This is a genomic window from Lysinibacillus xylanilyticus (genome assembly GCF_001183605.1).
Lineage (GTDB): Bacteria > Bacillota > Bacilli > Bacillales_A > Planococcaceae > Lysinibacillus > Lysinibacillus xylanilyticus.
On sequence record NZ_LFXJ01000008.1, the window covers coordinates 304,784 to 327,718 of the forward strand.

The 22,935-nt window shown below is 37.2% G+C and carries 19 protein-coding genes and 1 other annotated feature; of the genes, 17 read left to right on the forward strand and 2 right to left on the reverse strand.

The genetic code is table 11. From position 1 onward, the window contains the following. Window positions 1-17 precede the first annotated feature (17 nt). The 12 genes from ACZ11_RS16575 (at window position 18) to ACZ11_RS27075 (ending at window position 14,292) form a co-directional block, all read left to right on the forward strand. Entirely contained in the window at window positions 18-2,921 is a 2,904-nt protein-coding gene (locus ACZ11_RS16575) for a vWA domain-containing protein (RefSeq protein WP_049667637.1), read from the forward strand. A gap of 237 nt (window positions 2,922-3,158) precedes the next feature. Then, entirely contained in the window at window positions 3,159-3,941 is a 783-nt protein-coding gene (locus ACZ11_RS16580) for an MBL fold metallo-hydrolase (protein WP_134008245.1), read from the forward strand. A gap of 140 nt (window positions 3,942-4,081) precedes the next feature. Further along, the gene (locus tag ACZ11_RS16585) at window positions 4,082-4,615 is read left to right on the forward strand and encodes a hypothetical protein (protein WP_049667638.1); all 534 of its coding nucleotides are present in this window, start codon (window positions 4,082-4,084) and stop codon (window positions 4,613-4,615) included. Window positions 4,616-4,923: 308 nt separating this feature from the next. After that, complete coding sequence (locus ACZ11_RS26390; RefSeq protein ID WP_049667639.1) at window positions 4,924-5,259, forward strand: hypothetical protein; 336 nt, start codon at window positions 4,924-4,926, stop codon at window positions 5,257-5,259. 160 nt (window positions 5,260-5,419) lie between these two features. Next, window positions 5,420-6,784 (forward strand): glutamyl-tRNA reductase, encoded by a 1,365-nt coding sequence (gene hemA / locus ACZ11_RS16595; protein ID WP_049667640.1) that lies wholly within the window; start codon window positions 5,420-5,422, stop codon window positions 6,782-6,784. Window positions 6,785-7,618: 834 nt separating this feature from the next. Next, window positions 7,619-8,446: a cytochrome c biogenesis protein CcsA gene (ccsA, locus tag ACZ11_RS16600; protein ID WP_049667641.1), complete on the forward strand. Its 828-nt coding sequence runs from the start codon at window positions 7,619-7,621 to the stop codon at window positions 8,444-8,446. An 18-nt stretch (window positions 8,447-8,464) separates the two neighbouring features. Next, window positions 8,465-9,397, forward strand: coding sequence for a hydroxymethylbilane synthase (hemC, locus tag ACZ11_RS16605; protein ID WP_049667642.1), 933 nt, complete (start codon window positions 8,465-8,467; stop codon window positions 9,395-9,397). Then, on the forward strand, window positions 9,387-10,148 hold the full coding sequence (locus tag ACZ11_RS16610; RefSeq protein ID WP_049667643.1) for a uroporphyrinogen-III synthase: 762 nt from the start codon (window positions 9,387-9,389) through the stop codon (window positions 10,146-10,148). Before hemC ends, ACZ11_RS16610 begins: the two co-directional genes overlap by 11 nt. After that, window positions 10,145-11,125, forward strand: coding sequence for a porphobilinogen synthase (gene hemB / locus ACZ11_RS16615; RefSeq protein WP_049667644.1), 981 nt, complete (start codon window positions 10,145-10,147; stop codon window positions 11,123-11,125). The genes ACZ11_RS16610 and hemB overlap by 4 nt, the downstream gene beginning before the upstream one ends. Next, window positions 11,126-12,418, forward strand: coding sequence for a glutamate-1-semialdehyde 2,1-aminomutase (hemL, locus tag ACZ11_RS16620; protein WP_049667645.1), 1,293 nt, complete (start codon window positions 11,126-11,128; stop codon window positions 12,416-12,418). A 240-nt stretch (window positions 12,419-12,658) separates the two neighbouring features. After that, window positions 12,659-13,105, forward strand: a complete 447-nt coding sequence (locus tag ACZ11_RS16625; RefSeq protein WP_049667646.1) for a CoxG family protein — start codon at window positions 12,659-12,661, stop codon at window positions 13,103-13,105. A gap of 200 nt (window positions 13,106-13,305) precedes the next feature. After that, window positions 13,306-14,292 (forward strand): valyl-tRNA synthetase, encoded by a 987-nt coding sequence (locus tag ACZ11_RS27075; protein WP_082172831.1) that lies wholly within the window; start codon window positions 13,306-13,308, stop codon window positions 14,290-14,292. Here the strand turns inward: ACZ11_RS27075 and ACZ11_RS16635 are convergent. Then, a complete protein-coding gene (locus ACZ11_RS16635) occupies window positions 14,269-14,463 on the reverse strand; it encodes a hypothetical protein (RefSeq protein WP_049667647.1) in 195 nt (64 codons plus the stop codon). The two genes, ACZ11_RS27075 and ACZ11_RS16635, sit on opposite strands and share 24 nt — an antisense overlap. Window positions 14,464-14,561: 98 nt before the next feature. Beyond that, window positions 14,562-14,839: a binding site (T-box leader), on the forward strand. 126 nt (window positions 14,840-14,965) lie between these two features. Here ACZ11_RS16635 and ACZ11_RS16640 point away from each other — a divergent pair. From ACZ11_RS16640 to ACZ11_RS16650, 3 genes are all read left to right on the forward strand, one after another. After that, a complete protein-coding gene (locus ACZ11_RS16640; RefSeq protein WP_049667648.1) occupies window positions 14,966-17,611 on the forward strand; it encodes a valine--tRNA ligase in 2,646 nt (881 codons plus the stop codon). 303 nt (window positions 17,612-17,914) lie between these two features. Continuing rightward, window positions 17,915-19,207: a bifunctional folylpolyglutamate synthase/dihydrofolate synthase gene (locus ACZ11_RS16645; protein WP_049667649.1), complete on the forward strand. Its 1,293-nt coding sequence runs from the start codon at window positions 17,915-17,917 to the stop codon at window positions 19,205-19,207. Then, window positions 19,204-20,457, forward strand: a complete 1,254-nt coding sequence (locus ACZ11_RS16650; protein ID WP_049667650.1) for a bifunctional folylpolyglutamate synthase/dihydrofolate synthase — start codon at window positions 19,204-19,206, stop codon at window positions 20,455-20,457. The genes ACZ11_RS16645 and ACZ11_RS16650 overlap by 4 nt, the downstream gene beginning before the upstream one ends. A gap of 328 nt (window positions 20,458-20,785) precedes the next feature. Here ACZ11_RS16650 and ACZ11_RS16655 read toward each other — a convergent pair whose 3' ends face one another. After that, on the reverse strand, window positions 20,786-21,085 hold the full coding sequence (locus ACZ11_RS16655; RefSeq protein ID WP_338048319.1) for an SRPBCC family protein: 300 nt from the start codon (window positions 21,083-21,085) through the stop codon (window positions 20,786-20,788). A 508-nt stretch (window positions 21,086-21,593) separates the two neighbouring features. Between ACZ11_RS16655 and ACZ11_RS16660 the strand changes: the two genes are divergently transcribed. Together ACZ11_RS16660 and ACZ11_RS16665 are read left to right on the forward strand one after the other, a co-directional pair. Beyond that, complete coding sequence (locus ACZ11_RS16660; protein WP_049667651.1) at window positions 21,594-22,241, forward strand: hypothetical protein; 648 nt, start codon at window positions 21,594-21,596, stop codon at window positions 22,239-22,241. 99 nt (window positions 22,242-22,340) lie between these two features. After that, window positions 22,341-22,934, forward strand: coding sequence for a Maf family protein (locus ACZ11_RS16665; protein ID WP_049667652.1), 594 nt, complete (start codon window positions 22,341-22,343; stop codon window positions 22,932-22,934). Window position 22,935: the final 1 nt, after the last annotated feature.

Sequence of the window (22,935 nt, forward strand, 5' to 3'; positions counted from 1 at the left end):
AAAGGACTGAACAATAAATGACGTATGCTAAAAAAGCATTTCTATCCATGCTATGTTTCGTACTAATCCTGATGACATCAGCTCCGGCTGTAACACAGGCGGCTACGAAAATTAATGATGTACCAACTAATAATAGTAAATTCAAAGCTATTTCATGGGCAGTCGATAATGATTTACTCTCATTGAATAGCGCTAATAACTTTTTACCTAATGAGCAGCTAACTGAGCAAGAGCTTGTTGTCATGTTTGCAAAACTGGATCGAAACTATGCATTAACATATAACGACAGTGTAGCTTATAACTTCTATAGCGATTTTTATTTACCTTTTAATGGTACCTACACAACTGCTAATCGTACAAAGGCTGTTACACGTGGACAATTTGCGCGTATATATGCTGCCTTTAAAGGTTTAGATTTAGATGAGCCTCAGGCGGTTCAATATTTATACACAAATGAGATTTCAACAGGAAGCACTGGTAATAAGACATTTGCCAATTTCAATCCTTCTACAAAACTAACTCGAGGAGATAGTGCTGAATTTTTATACCGCAGTGTACAAAACAGCAGCTTTGCTGTACTAGGATTAAAACGTACTGCAGCAGGCCGTGATAACGATAATATTACATTACCTCCAGGCTTTATGGGCTCAAGCAATACAGAATTTGAAGAGCCAAAGGATAATAACAATGATTTTACTGGACCGGAGTATGTGAATAATGCGCTACAAAGTATTGATGTTGAAAAAACAGATTTAATCGCAAATGGCCAAGATTCAACACTCATTACTGTATCTTTAAAAGCTTGTAATGGTGATCCATTACCTGATGATAAATCTTATACATTCCGAGTAACTTCATCATATGGTGCAAAAATTGTTGACACATCTGGTGAAGCTGTTCGAAATGTACAATCAGATGGCTCCACTGTCTCTGCGATTGTGATAGCGCCAAAATTAACAAAATCTGTACGTGATACAATCTCATTTGAGCTTATTAACAACACAGATCCTAATATGAAATGTCTTGTAGGTGAAAAACTTAATGCACATGTCCGTTACTCACCTCAGCCGGAAATGCGCATTGATTATCAAGTGTATGATCCAGCAAACACTGATGATGAAAATGGAAATGTCACACCTCCATATGTACCGTATGAAAAATTACCAGAGTTCTTTACAGAAAATATTATTAACGTCCATTGGATTGATAGAGAAAAGAAACTATTTAGTATTGGGCAGCAAACAAATGTAACAAATTCTCTTGGAAATGTTGAAAATAAATATTTACAATATGGTGGCAGTGATACAAAATACCCTGCATTAGGCTATGAAAATGCCATTTTACAGTTTGAAAACTATAATATTTCCGTTTGGCTGTTCGAAGAGATTGTTGAAAAACGCTTGAAGGATTCGGTTAATGATACGATTGAAATTATGTATATGATTTCAGATGATGGGCGTCCAATTTATCGTATTCAAGGAATTGATGATGCAATTGCCTCACAGGTTGAGAACATTAACCCAGTCGGTGCTATTATTCAACTTATGGGTTATTTGCCAGATGAGAAAAAGCTGACGCTTGAACATTATGATAGTGTTATGAAAATTTATGCTATTTTTACAAGCTTGAGTAACTATGATCGAACAGTATTATTAAAATACCAAGGTGGTAAATTGCTCGGTCAAGTAGAAGCCTATAAAAAACGAGTGGAAGCATTAAAGGAAAGTGCAGATGCGGCATCAAGACCGTCTGGAAAAGATCGTTATACTAAGGTAATGGTTACATTAGTAAGACCAGGTGGGGAAATTATTACTGACTACCAAGGAACAGTAAAAATTAAATTTGATGGTGTTGAGAAAACAGCTTCATTTGTTACAAACACTTCGGATTATTTAAATAATACTGGAAGCCCAGGTACAGCTGTAGCGTACTTTGACTCAGTTATTTATGGGAAATCAAAAGCTGAAGCAACATTAGTAAACAAAATAGATCCTCGTTATGCAACAATTTTGAAGGATTTAAAAGATAAAACAATTACAAAGGAAATTTTCACAAATCCTTACTTTAGTAAAAATTCTTGTTCTTTAGCAACAGAGGTCGCTTACGTAGTTGATTACTCTGCTTCCATGAAAGCTTCTGACCAAACAAATTATCGCGGTAAGAAAATGATGGAAGTAATCGATCAAATCAAGGCTAAAAATAATATTGTTATTGAAACAAATACAAAAGCTACTATTCTTGGAGAAGGCAGTACAGCCAATGTCTTGAAAAAAGATCTATATAAAGCATCAAAAGAGAAAGGTGCTACAGATATTTTTGCAGGTATAGATCTCGCTCTGTCTAAATTCTCAAATGACTCGAAAACTTCAAAAGCTATAATTGTCGTATCAGACGGTAAAACAAGTAAATCTAAAATGACAAAAGTGCTGAACGATGCGAAAAATAAAGGGGTTAAGGTTTACACTGTAAGTATGGGTAAAAAATCACAAGTCAATGATGCAATTTTAATGCAACTGGCTGCTGAAACTGGTGGTACTTATTACCACGCAATCGATAACTTACAATTACATCACGTATTCCAAAAAATTATTGATTCAATTTTATGTAAAACACCATCTTCAAGTTGCGTGAATCCTGAAAATTTATTTGAAGAAGCGACAGTCACTCTACGCAAAGGCAATATTACAATGAATGCAAGAATTGATGGTAATTGCTCTAATGTTGCAAAGGTTAATGTGCGATTCCCTTCTTTAAGTGGAGATGTGCAATTTGAATTGAATAAGCGTAGTGATAGTGTCTACATGCTAACAAAAACAGTTCAAACGATGCAGGACTTCAAAGTTAATAATGAGATTGAATTTGTTGCATATGATAAAGACGGTAAAATTATAGCTATAAAAACCGTGACAATAACAGATTAATAGATAAAAGTTGTTTTTAAGCTGAACTAATTCTAACAATTAGTTCAGCTTTTTTACTCTAGATGAAATATTCATATAGTAATTACCTACGTGGGGGTGATTGCTATGAATTATTTAGTTTGGTTTCGTTACTAAAATAGCAAGGAATATGAGAATACTATATCGAATAAGAAAAATATGGTGAGCCTGTTTACGGATAATATTGAAAGTCATACTCGCACTTTTGGGGGGATTATTATGGTTAAGGACTCGTGGTTTACGATTCAGGAAATCGATTATAAAACATTCGCAATTAGTGAATATGGACATTGGGAAAAGGTGCATTCATTTCTATTAGTCGGCAATGAAAAAGCAGTTCTTATTGATACTGGTCTTGGAATAGATAATATTAAACGCATAACGGATCAATTGACTGATTTGCCGATTATTGTTTTAACAACTCATGTGCATGCTGATCATATTGGAAACCATGGAGAATTTGAAAATATTTATGTTCATGAAGCTGACTCTGATTGGTTAACTAATGGTATTAAAGGATTGACCATAGAACAAATAAGAAGAGATATTAGTAGGGATATAACAATTCCTACTCCAAAAACATTTAATCCGGAAACATATAAACCATATCAAGGAACACCAACTGGCTTATTACAGGATGGTGATATGATTGATATAGGGAATAGAGAATTAATTATTCATCATACTCCTGGGCATTCTCCAGGTCATATATGTGTTTTTGACAAAACTAACGGATATTTGTTTACCGGTGATTTACTTTATGATGAAACACCTATTTATGCTTTTTATCCTTCTACTAACCCTATTGATTTAGTCGATTCCTGGGAAAAGATATCAAAGATCCCATATGTCACAAAAATTTATGGTTCACATAATACATTAGGTCTTGAACCAAGTATCCTACAAGAACTCGTAAACGCAGTTAAGGAACTTAAAGAAAAGGATCTAGTAAAGTTTGGAACAGGGATTCATAAATTTAAAGGGTTTAGTGTACAGTTTTAATTTTTTCTTGAACGGAGATATAAGCTCACCGCCTTTCATAGAAGGCGGTGGTTTTTTAATTATGGTGATACCCTTATCCATTTAATAATTTTAATGAAATCGGGGATATTACACCTAAAGATATTTTGAGGTGGAGACAAATGGGTAGAACTGTTTATCTTTTCTTAGTTTCATTTTGTACACTTTTTTTATTAACATTACATGTATCTGCAAAGGATAAGCCAAGTCCTTATGAAAAAATATATTCCGAAATAGGATATAAATCGGTGGAAAAAGCAGTGAGTGATTTTGAACAACATTTTAATCAAAAACTAAAACTACCTCTTAGAGTACCCCCTATAAGCTTTACACATCATTTTGGACGATTCTCCGATTCAAAGTATGAAGGCAATGACGCATTTGAAGTGACACTTATCAATGACCAATTATCCGAAAATCACTATAAAATTGATATTCGTCCACTTAAGTATAAATTGCCTCTTAGAGAGAAATATGTAGTAAAAACTTATGAATTAAAAAATGGGATTGTGGCCACATATATGACCATTTCAGGTTTTAATGTGCTTGTTTTCGAGAGAGACAATTTGCAGTATATGCTAAGTATAGATAAACGAGTTTCAAATAAAGTAACCCCTGAAACTTTAGTGGACATAGCCAATTCTATTGATTATTAAATGGACCAGATAAATTATTTCATTTTTGACTTAAGAGTAAAATTAGCCTGTTAAAGATAATTCAACAATTCTATTTTAGGAGACATAATGAAGTAAAAGGGTTCACACAGTTTTGTGTATGAATCCTTTTTGCTCTTTGGCAGGTGGATGTCGATAAAATTTAGAAGTTGCGTGATAAAACATGAAAGTTAATCGATAAATTTCAAAAGTTGAGCGATAAAACGTAAAAGTGTTTCGATAAAACTCAAAAGTTGGACGACATTTTGTTAAAACGTATATCATGTGGATAAGTTGATTGTAGTGGAGGCTTGGCGACTCCTTGGGGATCAGCGAAAAGAGGAACGAAGGCTAAAACCATCACATCCTGTGATAACGCCTTCGTGACCAACATCGGTGCTGCTGCCGCTTCGCTTTCGCGCAAAAAACATCTGTTGGCCCGAGACCCTGCAGCGAAGCGGATGTTTTCTGTGCGAAAGCGTAGCAACAGCAACAATAAAAGCGGCTCATCGGACGCCCCCAGGAAGCTTTGTTCTGTGCAAAAGCGTAGCGACAGCAACAACAACAAAAGCGCCCGGAGGGAACGGAAATCAACCACACGTTTTGGTAATGATCCATTAAAAGACAATGTTCTGGACAAACATTAAATTTGAAACAGAACGTATAATTTGTTACACTTAGTTTATAATAATTCTAATGTAGATGACGAATTTCAGTTCTTCATGACATGTTCACAAATTATTGCTGAACTCTTGTCGAACTGTGCTATAATGAGATTTGTCAATTAGAACGTGAGAGGTGTTATTCATGCATACCATCGTAGTAGGCTTGAATTATAAAACGGCGCCAGTTGAGATTCGTGAAAAGTTATCATTCATAGAGAGTGAACTACCACAGGCAATGGAAGCGCTGCAAAAGCAAAAAAGTATATTAGAAAACGTTATTGTTTCGACATGTAACCGTACAGAAATATATGCAGTAGTTGATCAATTGCATACAGGACGTCATTTTGTGAAACAATTTTTAGCAAATTGGTTCGACCTGCCTGCGGAGACATTTTCTTCGTATTTAACAATTCGTGAAGAAGATGAGGCAATCGAACATTTATTCAAAGTAACAGCTGGAATTGATTCGATGGTACTTGGCGAAACTCAAATTTTAGGACAAGTACGAAAAAGCTTCTTAAATGGACAAGAGATTGGAACAACAGGAACGGTATACAATCAGCTATTTAAACAAGCGGTGACATTTGCGAAGCGTGCACATAATGAAACGGCTATCGGTGAGAACGCAGTATCTGTTTCTTATGCAGCAGTTGAATTAGCGAAGAAAATATTCGGATCTTTACAACGTAAACATGTAGCAATTTTAGGTGCAGGAAAAATGGGGGAACTTGCTATTGAGAACCTTTACGGTAGCGGTGTAGGAAAAGTAACCGTAATTAATCGTACGTTCGAAAAAGCAGAAAGTTTAGCAGCTAAATTTGACGGTGAAGCAAAATCTATGAAGGAACTTCAATGTTCGTTATTAGAAGCGGATATTTTAATTACGTCTACAGGTGCAACAGATTATGTTATTGACTATGAATTGATGCAATTTGTTGAACGTTTGCGTAAAGGTAAACCATTATTTATGGTAGATATTGCAGTACCACGTGATATTGATCCGAGGGTTGGAGATTTACCAAATGTTTTCTTATATGATATAGATGATTTACAAGGCATCGTCGAAGCAAACTTAGCTGAACGTGAACGTGCTGCAGCTGATATTTCTACAATGATTGGCAAAGAGGTTGTGCAATTTAAAGATTGGGTTGCGACTCTTGGCGTTGTCCCTGTCATTTCGGCTTTACGTAAAAAAGCGAATCATATTCAAGAAGAGACAATGATTAGTATCGAAAATAAAATGCCGGATTTAACGGATCGAGAACGTAAAATTTTAAGTAAGCATACAAAGTCTATTATTAATCAATTGTTAAAAGAACCAATTTTACAAGCTAAGGAAATGGCAAATTCACCAAAAGCAAATGAACAGTTACGTTTATTCCAACAAATTTTCGGTATTGAGGATGCTGTGGAAGCTGAAGTTACTGCGATGACAGAACAAGAGCTTGAACGCAAAGAGCGCTTACAGTCGTCACAATCTTCCACTGAACCAAAGTATTCTTTCTAACTTCATTCAGCAGAACTCTTTTGTAGCGAAAGCAAAGCGTCAGCTACAGAAGTCTCCCACTTCTATAGGTGGTGAGATGAATGCAGGTTAAAGTTACTTTTCAGCGGGTGTTCAAACATCCGCTGACATAGAGGAACTCAGTCTAAAAACGCCACGTCCTGTGGCAATTTATCGGTGCGAAAGCGAAGCGACAGCAACAACACCACACGACTGAGTGACCAATATCTTGTTGGCCCCAAGCCTCCGGCGGATGTCACAGAATCGGAAAGGAGCTCTTAGAGGATGTTAGCCTAAAATCATCGCATCCATGCGATAACGGCTAACTGACCTGCATCGGTAAAAACGCCACGTCCTGTGGCAATTTATCTGTGCGAAAGCGAAGCGACAGCAACAACAACACACGACTGAGTGACCAATATCTTGTTGGCCCAAAGCCTCCGGCGGATGTCACAGAATCGGAAAGGAGTTCTTAGAGGATGTTAGCCTAAAATCATCGCATCCATGCGATAACGGCTAACTGACCTGCATCGGTAAAAACGCCACGTCCTGTGGCATTACCGAAATGACCGACATCGTGTCGGCCCTCCCGCAGGCCTAAGCACAAAGCCGATTCCAGACGCAATTATGCCAAGGTATAATTGATAGATGTCTATGTGTTCGCGGTGCAACTTTAGAAAAGTTGTCCTTCGAGCTTTTTTCCGCGAACGAGATTTTCTACTGATATTATATGAGGCGTTTTCGTATCTGTATGGTAAACTAAGGATGCGAAAACGTTTTTTTTTCTAGGCTAAAGTACACTACTTTAGCACTTTCAAAATAAAGAAGGGATGTCTATTGGCTGATTTGACAATGACAAGGCTCTATGAAGTAATGATCGTCTTGTATGCGATCAGTCTAGTATTTTACTTTACTGATTACTTTTATAAGCAAATACGAGCAAGGCGAATTGCTTTTTGGCTTGTTTCATTCGTATGGGTAATTCAAAGTGCCATAATATTATTAACTTTTGTGGAAACGAAGCGTTTTCCGATTTTATCCTTATCAGAAGGGATTCTCTTTTATTCCTGGCTGCTCGTGACACTATCTATTATTTTGCATTGTATTGCACGAGTTGATCTACCGGTATTTATTATTAATATACTAGGATTTTTATTTGCCAGCATTTTTACTTTTATGCCCAAACGCTCAACAGGAGTAGTTAGCGATACTTTAATTTCGGAATTGCTGTTTATTCATATATCATTTGCAATTTTATCGTACGCAGTGTTTTCGTTAACATTTGTTTTTGCGATATTGTATTTAGTATTATATCGTTTGCTTAAAAAGAAAAAATGGTCACATTTATGGACAAGGTTGCCATCACTACAGCAGACGAGTAATTGGATGAATGTTTCATTTTTCATTGCTATTCCAGTGCTATTTGTAAGTTTAGTTTTAGGGTTTGAATGGGCACTACTAACGCTAGAGAGTTTTTCAATTTTTGATGCGAAGATTATTGGGTCCTTTATTATTTTAATTTTGTATTGCTTTATATTGTATGTGAATCGTAAAGGTAAACTGACAGGGACAACCTATGCGTGGGTACATATATATGCTTACCTATTAGTTGTTGTTAACTTCTTTTTAGGAAGCAGTTTATCACGATTCCATTTATGGTATTAGAAGAGAGGTTGAAGACTGTTGAGAAAAATTATTGTAGGTTCTAGAAGAAGTAAGCTAGCTTTAACACAAACAAATTGGTTTATCAATGAGTTAAAAGCTGCTGGTGTACCATTTGAATTTGAAGTGAAAGAAATTGTCACGAAAGGTGATCAAATTTTAGATGTGCAGCTATCTAAGGTCGGTGGTAAAGGGCTTTTCGTAAAAGAGATTGAACAAGCACTTTACGACAAAGAAATTGACTTTGCAGTTCATTCTATGAAGGATATGCCTGCAGTATTGCCTGAAGGATTAGTAATTGGCTGTATCCCACCACGTGAAGATGCACGTGATGCATTTATTTCAAAAGGACATGTGAAATTTGCCGATCTTCCAGCAGGAGCTGTAGTTGGGACAAGTTCTCTTCGTCGCAGTGCTCAACTTTTAACAGTCCGTCCAGATATAGAAATTAAATGGATTCGAGGAAATGTAGATACACGCTTAGCTAAACTTGAAACTGATGAATACGATGCTATTATTTTAGCGGCAGCTGGACTTAAACGCCTTGGCTGGAGCGATGAAGTAGTTACTGAGTTTTTACCTGTAGAGGATTGTCTACCAGCAGTAGCACAGGGCTCTCTAGGTATTGAATGCCGTGGAGACGATACGGAGCTATTAACGGAATTAGGCAAGTTAACAGATAACATTACTTGGCAAGAAGCACATGCAGAACGTGCTTTCCTAGCGGCTATGGATGGTGGCTGTCAAGTACCTATCGCAGGATACGCAAAGTCTAATGGGGAAGAAATTACATTAACTGGCCTTGTTGCTGCACCAGACGCTTCAGTTGTTTATAAGGAAACTGTTGTAGGTACTGATGCAGAAGCAGTTGGAAAAGAGCTTGCTGAGATTTTAACGAAGCAAGGTGCCTTTGAATTAATTCAACGAGTAAAGGCAGAGCAAGATGCAAAGTAATTTACCTTTAGAAGGTAAAACTATTATTTTGACAGGTACATCTAAGACGACAACAGTAATAGATGACATTACAGCTTTAGGTGGTCAAGCAGTAATTGTCCCATTGATTGAAACTAGCGAGCTGATCAATAGAAACGACGATGTGCAATTAGAGTCTGCGCGTCAATTTGAATGGCTCATTTTTACGAGTCAAAATGCTGTAGAAGCTTTTGCTAGCAAGATGCGCCGATTTAATGTAAATGCAGCGTATTTTCCAGGGAAAATTGCTTCTATTGGTACTAAAACTACTACAGCCCTAGAACAGCTAGGATTCCATGTGAGCTTTATGCCTTCTATATTTAGTGCAGATGTATTTGTTCAAGAATTTCCTAGTGTAGCAGGTAGCAATCCTACGTGTCTATTTATTCGTGGAGAAAAAGCGAAAAAGACATTAAAGGAAGGGCTGCCCTTTAAATTAAAGGAATGGACAGTTTATGAAACGATTGAGCGACATGACCAAAAACAATTAATATTTGAATGTATCCGTGCGAATAGCGATGTCACAGTGATTTTTGCTAGCCCTTCCGCTGTTGATGTCTACGCCAAGGAAGTAGCCTCGGTAATTGGTTGGGAGGCAGTACGTGTAGCAGTAATCGGTCATATTACAGAAGCAGCTATTTTGGATCACGGTGCTATTGTGGATGTTATGCCGAGCGTATATACAATGCAAGCAGTCATCGAGGAAATAACGAAAGTAGGAGAAAGAAAATGACAAAATTACAATTTCAAAGACATCGTCGTTTGCGTGCTAATGCTGCAATACGATCTATGGTAAAAGAAACATACTTACACAAAGAAGACTTAATTTATCCAATTTTCGTTATTGAAGGCGAAAATATTAAAAATGAAGTATCTTCTATGCCGGGAGTTTTTCAATTTTCATTAGATAAACTTGAAGCTGAGATTGATGAAGTTGTTGCTTTAGGTATTCCTGCGGTTATTTTATTTGGCTTACCTGCAGAAAAAGATGCAGTCGGAACAGGTGCATTCCATGATCATGGTATTGTGCAAGAAGCAACACGACTTATTAAAGCTCGTTACCCAGAGCTTTTAGTTATTGCAGATACATGCTTATGTGAATTTACAGATCATGGTCATTGTGGCTTAATTGAAGGTGATCAAATTCTAAATGATTCTTCATTAGATGTTTTAGCACGTACAGCAGTATCACAAGCAAAAGCTGGTGCGGATATCATCGCTCCTTCCAATATGATGGATGGTTTTGTGGCTGCGATTCGTGCAGGTCTAGATGAAGCTGGCTTTGAAAATATTCCGATTATGTCATATGCCGTAAAATATGCATCTAGCTACTATGGTCCATTCCGAGAAGCAGCTGATGGTGCGCCTCAATTTGGTGATCGTAAATCATACCAAATGGATCCATCGAATCGTATGGAGGCATTCCGTGAAGCAGAGTCTGATATTGCAGAAGGTGCAGATTTCTTAATCGTTAAGCCAGCTCTAAGTTATTTAGATATTATTCGTGATGTTAAAAATAACTATACATTACCGATTGTTGCATATAACGTTTCTGGTGAATATGCAATGATTAAAGCAGCGGCTATTAATGGCTGGATTGAAGAGAAAAAAGTAGTGCTTGAAACGTTACTTAGCATGAAACGTGCAGGCTCAGATTTAATCATTACGTATCATGCTAAAGATGTTGTACGTTGGTTGGAGGAGAAATAAATGACGCGTTCTTACGAAAAATCAAAACAAGCTTATGCTGAAGCAATTAACTTAATGCCAGGTGGTGTTAGTAGCCCAGTACGTGCATTCAAATCCGTAAATATGGATCCAATCTTCATGGAATCTGGTCACGGTGCTATTATTAAAGACATTGATGGCAATGAATATATTGATTATGTATTATCATGGGGACCTCTTATTTTAGGACATACACATCCTGAAGTTGTACAAGCGATTGCAGAAACAGCAGCGAAAGGCTCTTCGTTTGGAGCACCGAGCTATACAGAAAATCGATTAGCTAAATTAGTGTTAGATCGACTACCTGGTATGGAAATGATTCGCTTCGTGTCTTCTGGGACAGAAGCTACAATGTCTGCTTTACGTGTAGCTCGTGGCGTTACAGGACGCGATAAAATTTTAAAATTTGAGGGTTCTTATCATGGTCACGGAGATTCCTTACTTATTAAAGCAGGCTCAGGGGTAGCTACATTAGGCTTACCTGACAGCCCAGGTGTCCCAGCGGATATTGCACGTAATACTTTAACAGTAGCGTACAATGATTTAGAAGGGGCAAAACTAGTTTTCGAAAAGTTTGGTTCAGAGCTTGCAGCAGTAATTGTTGAGCCAGTCGCAGGAAATATGGGCGTTGTACCTCCGCTACCAGGCTTCCTAGAAGGCTTACGTGAATTAACAACGGAACATGGAACATTGTTGATTTTTGATGAAGTTATGACAGGCTTCCGTGTTGACTATGGCTGTGCACAAGGTTATTTTGATGTAACACCAGATTTAACAACATTAGGAAAAGTAATTGGCGGTGGACTTCCTGTCGGTGCATTTGCAGGGAAAAAAGAAATTATGGAGCAAGTAGCACCAGCTGGTCCAATCTATCAAGCTGGAACATTGTCAGGGAATCCATTAGCAATGACAGCAGGCTATGAAACATTATCTCGCCTTGATAATAGCTCTTATGAATACTTCAAAAAGCTAGGAGATCAATTAGAGGCCGGATTCCGTGAAGCAGCAACTAAATACAATATTCCACATACTGTAAATCGTGCTGGTTCAATGATAGGTTTCTTCTTTACGAATGAAGATGTTATTGATTTTGCTTCAGCAAAAACGTCTGATTTACAATTATTCGCTGAATACTTCCGTCTAATGGCAGAGGAAGGTATCTTCTTACCGCCATCTCAATTTGAAGGTTTATTTATTTCTACGGCACATACGGAGGAGCATATCGCAAAAACGGTTGATGCCTTCCATAAAGTATTTGCACAATTAGCAAGATAAAAAGTTGTTACAAAATAGCATGCTAGAAGTATTTTCTGGCATGTTATTTTTTTGTTGATAAAGTTATACAATATGTCTTTGTCTGCAATGGTTTTTATTTTTACTCGTTAAAAGTTTATTGGATCAAAAAAATCGATATTACTTGAAAAAAATTATTAAAATTATAACTTTCAGCATAGCCAAATTGTGGGCGAAATCGTATATAATATAGCTATTCGTAAAAGAAAGTAGTGAATTTATATGGCAACTGGCACACATATGGTCGAAGTACCCGTAGGAATTGAAAATGTATGGGATTTCGTCAGTGATATGGAAAAATGGGCAAAGCTTGTCCCAGGTTATAATGCACATGAAATGATTGATGAAAAACATTCAAATTGGACGTTTAAAGGTAATGTTGGTGTTCTAAAAAAGACAGTACAAGTAGAGATTACTATTTTAGAATGGGCAGCGCCTACAAAAGTAACATTCGAATTAAAAGGACTTTCTGATAATTTTTCAGGAAACGGTTATTTCCTAGCAGAAAGTATTGATGCAGAAAATACAAAAATGACAGGCTTCTTGGAAGTAGTAGCAGGAGGATTAGCTGGTCCTGTTTTAAATCCAATCTTTAAACCGATCATACCAAAAGCAACACAAATGTTAACAGATCGTGTAGCAAATAAAATTAAATTGGTGAATGTATAATAACGCCTCCGGCGGATGTCACGGAATCGGCTTTGTGCAACAAAGCTGATTCCAGACGCAATTATGCCGAGGCATAATTGATACAAATAGTAAAAAGGCATGCTAGAAATTTTCTAGTATGCCTTTTTTAGGCTCATCATCAGTAATTATCTGTACCGGTCTGGCTCTTTTCTGGGGCGTTCCATAAGTCACCTTCCTTAGTGCAACTCAAATCCGAACGCATTGTTTTTCTGCTTGAAAGCAAAACGACAGCTACATTATTACGCCAAGACGAAATTGATTATTCATCCTATAGCATACTCACCTTCGGAGATTCATATGATGCAAGGGGAGGGATTATTATCGAACAGAAAACTTGGAATATGAGTGAAACTTTTTGTTTTCCTGGTTATGGCTGCCCAACAGAAATAGCAGCTGTACAAATCAAGCCACGGTGGCAGACAATGCAGTTAGAAGATTCTTTACGATTAAATGGTATTTATCATATCACAGCACATGTTCGCTTTGATTTTCAAGACATGCAAGCTTTCATGGATGATGAAGAATTAGTACAAATTGATGCGTTAGATATTCAAGGGGATACTGGTTATTTTGAGTATGCAGTTCCTTTAAATGTGGATTTACCAAAGGATGCAGCTATTGAAGATTTAATGGTAAAGGATATTCGACCTATATTGACTAATCAGATGTGTCAGCTCGAATGGACAGTTACAAGTATTTTTAATGAGTCAGAGCCAGCATTCGAAAAAGCGCATATTTTAGAAACACAGCCAGTCACTGTCAATGCTTCAGCTCATATAGAGAAAGCGGCTTTTAAAGAAACGTCGCAGGTAAAACAACCTGCAGCAGTAGTAACTGCAGCTTCGGAACAATATGAAAAGTCTACAGAAGTAGTAGATTCAACACGAGAAGAAAAATCCGCAGTTGTAACAACATCAATACAAGAGGAAAAATCAAAGATTGTAACATTTGCAGCACAAAAGGAAAAGTCTGAAGCAATAGTAGCTTCAGACAAAAAAGAAAAGCTTGCACAAGCTGAGCAAAAAACAATGTTGAGGGAATCCTCGAGTCATATTGTAGTCCGTGAATCCAGCTCTTGGGGAGAAGCTCCATCTATGATCTGGGATTTAACGGAAGACTATACACCGCTAAAGGTTCGTGTTTCAAATGACTTCATTCAAAAGTAAATAGCATAAAAGTAGCAGGAGCAATAAAATAATGAAATCTCCAGATGTTGGAATGATGATGACACGTACAAACTGAAAAACACAAATTGGTACAATTATCGTTTTGAAATAAAAACGAAATTGTCGTAGCCATGGTGGTAAATGCCAAGGATTATACTTACGTCGACGCATTTGAATTTTCACTTCCTTTTCTAGTAGTGCTTCCTAAAAAATGACTAAATCACTTGAAAAATTCCATGATTTTGCGGTACAATGTGAAAAAGTCGAATATAGATGCTATGACAGGGAAGAGTAAATTATAAGTACATTTTAAGAGAGGAAACGGTAGCTGAGAAGTTTCTATATGTACCTAATTGAATGTAGCCCTCGAGCAGCTTTAGTGAACTAACAGTAGTTAAAGCCGGTTAAACACCGTTACCGAATTGAGAGCCAGTAGTGAAAGGCTTAAGCAAGATGTACATTTTTTCTGATGAAATGTGTGACAGCTTAACTCGCCTCTGCTGGAATTAAAGGTGGTACCGCGAACTTAAACTCCTTCGTCCTTTTAGACGTTTGGAGTTTTTTTTATTTTCATTAATCTTCTGCTACATGTGCCTCTACCTGAGACATAAAAACAGAATGATTGGTACAATCTCACACCGGTAAAATTAATAAGTCAACAGGAGGAGTCAAAATGACAGAAAACATTTCAATGCCTACAAAATATGATCCGCAGTCCATTGAAGCGGGTCGTTATGAATGGTGGTTACAAGGGAAATTTTTTGAGGCGCAGCCTACAAGTGAAAAGGAGCCTTATTCTATCGTTATTCCACCACCGAATGTAACAGGTAAATTGCATCTTGGTCATGCATGGGATACAACATTACAAGATATTTTAATTCGTATGAAGCGCATGCAAGGTTATGATGCACTTTGGTTACCAGGAATGGACCATGCAGGTATTGCAACACAGGCAAAAGTAGAGGCCAAACTACGAGAAGATAATATTACACGTTATGATTTAGGTCGTGAAAAATTCCTCGAAAAAACATGGGAATGGAAAGAAGAGTATGCTGGGCATATTCGCGATCAATGGGCGAAACTTGGTCTTGCATTAGATTATTCTCGTGAGCGTTTCACACTTGATCAAGGTCTTTCCGATGCAGTTAAAACTGTTTTCGTTCAATTATATGAAAAAGGCTTAATCTATCGTGGCGAACGCATTATTAACTGGGACCCTGCTGCAAAAACAGCATTATCGGATATTGAAGTTATCTATAAAGATGTTCAAGGTGCGTTCTATCATATGAAATACCCATTAGCTGATGGCTCAGGATATATAGAAGTAGCAACTACACGTCCTGAAACAATGCTAGGTGACTCTGGGGTAGCCGTGCACCCGAAAGATGAGCGTTATCAAGACTTAATTGGTAAAACAGTTATTTTACCAATCGTAGGTCGTGAAATTCCGATCGTAGCAGATGACTACGTAGATATGGAATTTGGTACTGGGGTTGTTAAAATGACACCAGCACACGATCCTAATGACTTTGAGGTTGGTAACCGCCACAATCTAGAACGCATTCTAGTAATGCATGAAGATGGTACAATGAACGAGCTTGCAGGCAAGTATAACGGTATGGATCGCTTTGAATGCCGTAAGCAAATCGTAGCAGATTTACAGGAAGCGGGCGTGCTTATCCGTATTGAAGAGCATACACACTCAGTGGGTCACTCTGAACGTTCTGGTGCAGTTGTAGAGCCATATCTTTCAGCACAATGGTTCGTAAAAATGCAACCACTTGCTGATGCTTCACTTGCTCTTCAAAAAGATGAAGAAGGCCAAGTAAACTTCGTACCATCTCGTTTTGAAAACACATATTCTCGCTGGATGGAAAACATTCGTGACTGGTGTATCTCTCGTCAGTTATGGTGGGGCCATCAAATCCCAGCTTGGTATCACAATGAAACAGGTGAAATTTACGTAGGAAAAGAAGCACCAGCAGATGCAGAAAATTGGACACAAGATGAAGACGTATTAGATACATGGTTCTCGTCAGCACTATGGCCATTTTCTACAATGGGTTGGCCAGATGAGACAAATGAAGAATATAAACGTTACTATCCAACAAGCACACTTGTAACTGGTTATGATATTATTTTCTTCTGGGTTTCTCGAATGATTTTCCAAGGTCTTGAATTTACAGGTCAGCGCCCATTCAAAGATGTATTAATTCACGGTTTAGTACGTGATGGTGAAGGACGTAAGATGAGTAAATCACTTGGCAATGGTGTAGACCCTATGGACGTTATTGATCAATATGGTGCCGATTCATTACGTTACTTCTTAGCTACTGGATCATCACCTGGTCAAGATTTACGCTATACAACTGAAAAAGTAGAAGCAGTTTGGAACTTTTCTAATAAAATTTGGAATGCCTCTCGTTTTGCTTTAATGAACATGGAAGGTATGACATATGATGAAATCGACTTAACTGGTGAAAAATCAGTTGCCGATAAATGGATTCTTACTCGCTTAAATGAAACAATTGAACGTGTAACATCTCTTGCAGAGCGCTACGAATTTGGTGAGGTTGGCCGCGAGCTTTATAACTTCATTTGGGATGATTTCTGTTCTTGGTATATTGAAATGGCGAAATTACCGTTATACGGTGATGACGAAGTAGCTAAGAAAACAACTCGTTCTATTTTAGCTTATGTTTTAGATCAAACTATGCGTCTATTACATCCATTCATGCCATTCATTACGGAAGAAATCTGGCAGCACTTACCTCATGAAGGTGAATCAATCACAGTGGCAGCATGGCCAACTGTACGTGCGGATCTTCATTTTGCAGAGGAAGCAGACAATATGAAGCTCCTAATGGATATTATACGTTCAGTACGTAATATTCGTGCGGAAGTTAATACACCAATGAGCAAAAAAGTGCCGTTATATATTTCAGCGAAGGATACTACAACGGTTACAGTACTTGAAGCCAATAAAGCGTACTTAGAAAAATTCTGTAATCCAGAATCACTAACAATTGGAGAAGGCTTAGAGGCTCCTGGTCAGTCAATGACAGCAGTAGTAACTGGAGCTGAGCTATTCTTACCGCTTGTTGGACTTATTAATCTAGAAGAAGAAATTGCTCGTCTTGAAAAAGAATTAGAAAAATGGGCAAAAGAAGTGAAGCTTGTAACTGGTAAATTATCGAATGAGAAATTCGTATCTAAAGCGCCGGAAGCATTAGTTGATGCGGAGCGTGAAAAATTAGCCGATTACGAAAGTAAACATGCGGTTGTATTAAAACGTTTAGAAGAACTAAAAAATATGTAAGATTGAGACAGCGGATGGCGATATAGTCATCCGCTGTTTTTTTATTGATTGTATATGCAACAAAAGATATGCGTTGCATTAGGTAAAATACGGTAATTAGATAATGTGGGAGCGCTATCAGGTGCACAACAACTCCAATAGTATGAAATTAATATACAATATACGGATTCTCACTTTATAAGTGTTTCTCTGTGTGTTTTTTTAGCTTTCATTCAAAGTACAAGAGTTTTTTTCGAAATGTATGTGTATTGGGCGCTACATGTACTAAAATAGAGATATTGTAGTTAAGAGGGAGTGTTTCTTTTGTTTAAAACGATGAAAGAATGTACAGATTTTATTTTTACATTAAAGGCAGTTGATCATAAACGTGCACCGCTCGTATTGATGCGAGCGGTACTAGCACTTCTTAATAACCCGCAGGATAGGCTGCATGCTATCCATTTAGCAGGCTCAAATGGAAAAGGGTCAACAGTAAATGCGCTAAGAGAAATGTTACAACATGCTGGCTCTAAAGTAGGCGCCTTTACTTCGCCTCATTTAGAGCTTGTTAATGAACGTATGACTATTAATGGAAATCAGATTTCTGATGCACAATTTTTATACTATATGAACAAAGTTGCTGAGATTATTGAGACACATTATGAAGGTGACTTTCCAAGCTTCTTTGAAGTTGTGACACTTATTATGTTCCAATATTTTGCGGATGAAGAAGTGGATGTTGCACTGATAGAAACGGGACTTGGTGGACGTTTAGACGCTACGAATGTCATTACGCCCCTAATTTCAATTATTACAACGATTTCATTAGAACATACTGCGTTTTTAGGAGATACATTAGCAAAGGTAGCGTTTGAGAAGGCGGGAATTATTAAAGAAAATGTACCTGTTGTAGTGGGTGTTAAAAGTGAGGAGGCACTTACTGTTATCGAGGAGATAGCAAATGAGCGTCATGCCCCATGCCTTGTTTTAGGGAAAGATTTTACGGTTGGAAACGTTGAACAAGGCACTAATACGCAACACTTTAATTACCGAAAAGCAAATGCGGAGATGGTAGCTGTCCCGTTAAAAATGGCCGGGGTACATCAAATAAATAATGCAAGCCTTGCGATCACGGCGATCTTAACGTTAAGAGAGAATGGAGCCATTGATATTTCAGATGAATCAATCCGTCAAGCTTTGGCAAAAGCTCAGTGGGCAGGTCGATTTGAACAATTACCTAATAATATTATATTAGACGGAGCACATAATTCGGAAGGAACTGCTGCATTAATTCAAACACTAAAAACGGTCTACCCACACCAAAACTATCGATTTATATATGCGGCATTATCCGATAAAGATCATGCGAAAAGTATTGCTTTAATGGATAGTATTGCTACATCAATTGCATTTACACAAATTGAGCTACCGAATGCAATGCCTGCTGATCAATTAGCTGCATTATCTACAAATACGAATAAAGAGCATAATGCGAATTGGCGTGAAATGGTTCAAACGATGCTACATAAAAGAAATGATAAGGATGTTATCGTCATAACAGGGTCATTGTATTTTATAGCTGAAATACGACAATGGCTACAGGGGGAACAACGATGATTCCTAAATTGAATAGCTACAAGGAAAAGTGGAATGTTCAAAGTGATGATGTTATAAAACCTGGTCTGACTGCGATTGAAGAGGCATTGGCGCGAGTAGGTAATCCAGAAAATAAATTACAGGTCGTGCATTTAGCAGGGACTAACGGTAAAGGCTCGACACTTACATTTCTAGAATCAATCGCTAAAGAACATGGTTTACGTGTTGGTAAATTTATGTCTCCTTGTATTTTGGATGTGCATGACCAAATTCAAGTAGAGGGTCAAGCTATTACAGAAGCGGAAATGAATCATGTATTCCAACAAATGCAGGCTGCCGGGCTAAGTGGGAAACTAACAGATTTCGAACTTTTAACGGTTGTAGTATTTTTACATTTTGTTGCTAGTGATGTAGATATTGCCCTTATTGAAGCAGGTATGGGGGGCTTACTTGATAGTACAAATGTGGTTACACCAATTGTGTCAATCATACCGAGTATCGCATTAGAGCATACGAATTTTTTAGGAAATACGATTGAAAGTATTGCCCATCATAAAGCAGGAATTATTAAGCCATATCGTCCAGTTATAATCGGAGATCTACCGTTAGAAGCGAAGAATACAGTCTATCAGGAAGCTCAAAAAAAACATTCATCCGTTCTTGAACTAAATCATCATTTTTATATAGAACAAGAGAATGATGGAGAGAGCTATATGCATAACGACAACAGCTTCCATATAACAAAGCTTACTCGCACAATGAAGGGAGCACATCAGGGGAATAATATGGCATTAGCTATTACAGCCTTTTTTGAAGTGGCAACAGCACTAGAGTTACAACTTAGTAAAGAAGCTATTCAAAAAGCTGTGAAAAACGCAACCATTTTAGGACGTTTTGAAGAAATTATGCCTTATATTTTTTTAGATGGTGCGCATAATCCAGCGAGTGCTGAAAAATTAATAGAAACGATTAAGCAGGAGTTTCCTGGTGAGCAAATTACTTTTGTAATTGGTATTCTTGTTGATAAGGCTGTAACAGAGATTTTGCAGCAATTCGAGCAGGTAAGTGATTATTTTTATTTTGTTGATTTCAATAATCCCCGTGCGATGGCTGCTCACAACATGCTTGAGCTGTCGAACGCCTCTCATAAAGTAGTTTTAGAAGATTATGTGCAATTATTAAAACTACAGTCAGAAAACAAATCGAGAACGATTGTATCGGGTTCGTTGTATTTATTAACGGAAGTACGTAGTAGATTGAAAAATATATAATATCTAGTTGAGCGAACAATATTTTTACAGTAAAGAATCAGGTACTCATTATTAAATGAGTCCTGATTTTCTTAACTTTTTTCAGCTAAGTGTTTTATGTAACGTAAGTGAAACGGCAGTTACAAATACTTTTTGTACCCAAAGCGTATTTCGAAAGGGGAACTACATTTTCTCCATCAAACTTTAAATAAATCAGTTAAGGGATATAAATTAATTTTTGGGTATTCTCACTTTGATTTCCTCAAGCACTTTTTCCAAATATAACTTCATTTCTTCTCTTACATTCTGATTGGAAAGTTTTTCATGATGAAAACTAATAGTTGTTTTATTACTTGAACTCAATAATACGAACTTGAACTGTTGCTGCCTTTTCCCATTCTATCTTTTGCCAAGTCAAGCGAAGTTGCTGTAAAGGTTTAACAACGCGTATTTCACCATACCCTGATTTCGTGATATATTTTTGCCCTGGTTCAAGGATAATGTTTTTACTCTCCCCTAACCATAAGTTTAAACCATCTTGTGAAGTAACGAGGTTCCAGGCTTCTTCTTGGGAAATTGGGAATGTCCTTCTAACACCTACTTGAAATCCAACCGTTTTTGTTTGTCCTATAATTTTTGGATTTTCCATCTCATTACCTCCAATAACGATTTATTTAGCTCATCACCATAACGAGTGGTTGATTTTCGTTCCGACTAAGCGCTGTATCCGATGAACTGCTTGGCTTCGCTGCAGGGTAAAGGAGCTTCATCTGCATTTATCTCACCACCTTCAGACGTGGACATTTTCTTCTATGGCATACGTTTTAACAAATGTCATCCACAATTTTATGGTGATGAGCCGATTATTTACCAGTAAAAATATTATTTCTATTTCCTTTCTATTAACTCCTTTTTTCATTCAGCAATAATGTTCTTCATAGTAGAGTAATGAATCCACCTCTTTTTTTGTTTATAGAAAAATCTTTCGTTGCAAAAATAGTTAATTTTGAAGTAAAACTTCGAAAATAACTATTAAATCAAAATGTAGTAAATTCGCATTTACACATTCTTTTATACATATACTTATATATCAAATTGTAACAATATCGTCTTGTTTAAATTTACTTTTATACGTTAAAGAAAGAGGTGATGGTCGAATGAAAATTGTCAGTCATGTGATGAAAAAACAAATATTTCGAGCGATGGTTATTGGAGGTATAGTCGGACTTTTTGGTGTAGCTCTTTTTTTAGGCATTCTTCAAGCAAGTACTAAATTTTCTTTAAAAAATGATAGTACTGAGGTAGCCACTAAAAGTAATAATGGTAATTCAACCGGAGAAACAATGCCGACAGCTGGAGGGGCAACGAAAGGACCCACGTTTTTTGCAAGTCAAGCAGGGGTCTATTCGAATTATGAAAGTGCAAGCTCGTTTGTATCTGAACATCCTTCATTAAAAGAAAGTGCTATTGTTGAGATTGATGGAAAATTTTATATTTGGACAAGTGTGGTAACAGATGAAAGTCAGCTTGTCTTTTTAAAAGATCCTGCAACATTTAAAAAAGCATTTACTTTAAGCGGTGACAGTTGCAAGGAGGCAACGATTGCAGAACTTCCATCTGTGCTGGCTGACAAAAATGCAACAAAATTAAATTTTAAGGATAAATCGAAGGATTCTACGTTGCCTGCTGATTGGCAATCTATTGGGGCGGCAGCCTCTTCTATTTCAACTGATATCAGCATCGTTCGCTTACAAGTTCTTGCCCATTACAAATCGAAAAATGCTTGTCTTCAAGTGAAATTTTAAGCACAAAAGATAGCGGAATTAGCATTATCTTGATTTTTAGAAAATTTTCAAATCCCAATTTCTCCGTTATGATAACTAATAAGGAGGAATGGTCAGATAATGTTTAAAACAAATCACAAGCTAGTGCTTGCTTCAGCTTCACCACGACGAAAAGAATTGCTTGCTATGCTATCACTTCCATTCGACATAATAACTAGTGAAGTGGAAGAGACAAGCGTTCAGGCATCTACAATGCAAGATTATGTAAAAGATGTAGCTCTATTAAAAACACGTGATGTGGCGAAAAAAGCTCCAAATGCCATGGTTATTGGAGCAGATACTATTGTTGTTTATGATGATGAGCTACTCCATAAACCTAAAAATCGTGAGGAGGCAATTTCTCACTTATTGCGCTTATCAGGTAAACGTCATGCGGTCATGACAGCTGTTGCAATTATTGAGCCGAATGGTAATGAAACTACATTCGTCGAAGAGACAAATGTTGTCTTTCATCATTTATCTCAGGAACTCATCGAAGCATATGTAGATTCGGGAGATCCATTTGATAAAGCAGGCGGTTATGGCATTCAAACTGCTGGAACCCTTCTAGTAAAACTAATTGAGGGAGATTATAACAATGTTGTCGGCTTACCACTTGCAGCGTTGTTTACGCAATTGGTAGCACTTAATATTATCCAATTTGCGAAGGAGTGAG

What these genes read in the sequence shown, in the direction of transcription:
- ACZ11_RS16575 (WP_049667637.1), top strand. Translation starts at nt 18, where the DNA reads ATGACGTATGCTAAAAAAGCATTTCTATCCATGCTATGTTTCGTACTA.
- ACZ11_RS16580 (WP_134008245.1), top strand. Translation starts at nt 3,159, where the DNA reads ATGGTTAAGGACTCGTGGTTTACGATTCAGGAAATCGATTATAAAACA.
- ACZ11_RS16585 (WP_049667638.1), top strand. Translation starts at nt 4,082, where the DNA reads ATGGGTAGAACTGTTTATCTTTTCTTAGTTTCATTTTGTACACTTTTT.
- hemA (WP_049667640.1), top strand. Translation starts at nt 5,420, where the DNA reads ATGCATACCATCGTAGTAGGCTTGAATTATAAAACGGCGCCAGTTGAG.
- ACZ11_RS16610 (WP_049667643.1), top strand. Translation starts at nt 9,387, where the DNA reads ATGCAAAGTAATTTACCTTTAGAAGGTAAAACTATTATTTTGACAGGT.
- hemB (WP_049667644.1), top strand. Translation starts at nt 10,145, where the DNA reads ATGACAAAATTACAATTTCAAAGACATCGTCGTTTGCGTGCTAATGCT.
- hemL (WP_049667645.1), top strand. Translation starts at nt 11,126, where the DNA reads ATGACGCGTTCTTACGAAAAATCAAAACAAGCTTATGCTGAAGCAATT.
- ACZ11_RS16625 (WP_049667646.1), top strand. Translation starts at nt 12,659, where the DNA reads ATGGCAACTGGCACACATATGGTCGAAGTACCCGTAGGAATTGAAAAT.
- ACZ11_RS16635 (WP_049667647.1), bottom strand. Translation starts at nt 14,463, where the DNA reads ATGCGTCGACGTAAGTATAATCCTTGGCATTTACCACCATGGCTACGA.
- ACZ11_RS16640 (WP_049667648.1), top strand. Translation starts at nt 14,966, where the DNA reads ATGACAGAAAACATTTCAATGCCTACAAAATATGATCCGCAGTCCATT.
- ACZ11_RS16650 (WP_049667650.1), top strand. Translation starts at nt 19,204, where the DNA reads ATGATTCCTAAATTGAATAGCTACAAGGAAAAGTGGAATGTTCAAAGT.
- ACZ11_RS16655 (WP_338048319.1), bottom strand. Translation starts at nt 21,085, where the DNA reads ATGGAAAATCCAAAAATTATAGGACAAACAAAAACGGTTGGATTTCAA.
- ACZ11_RS16660 (WP_049667651.1), top strand. Translation starts at nt 21,594, where the DNA reads ATGAAAATTGTCAGTCATGTGATGAAAAAACAAATATTTCGAGCGATG.
- ACZ11_RS16665 (WP_049667652.1), top strand. Translation starts at nt 22,341, where the DNA reads ATGTTTAAAACAAATCACAAGCTAGTGCTTGCTTCAGCTTCACCACGA.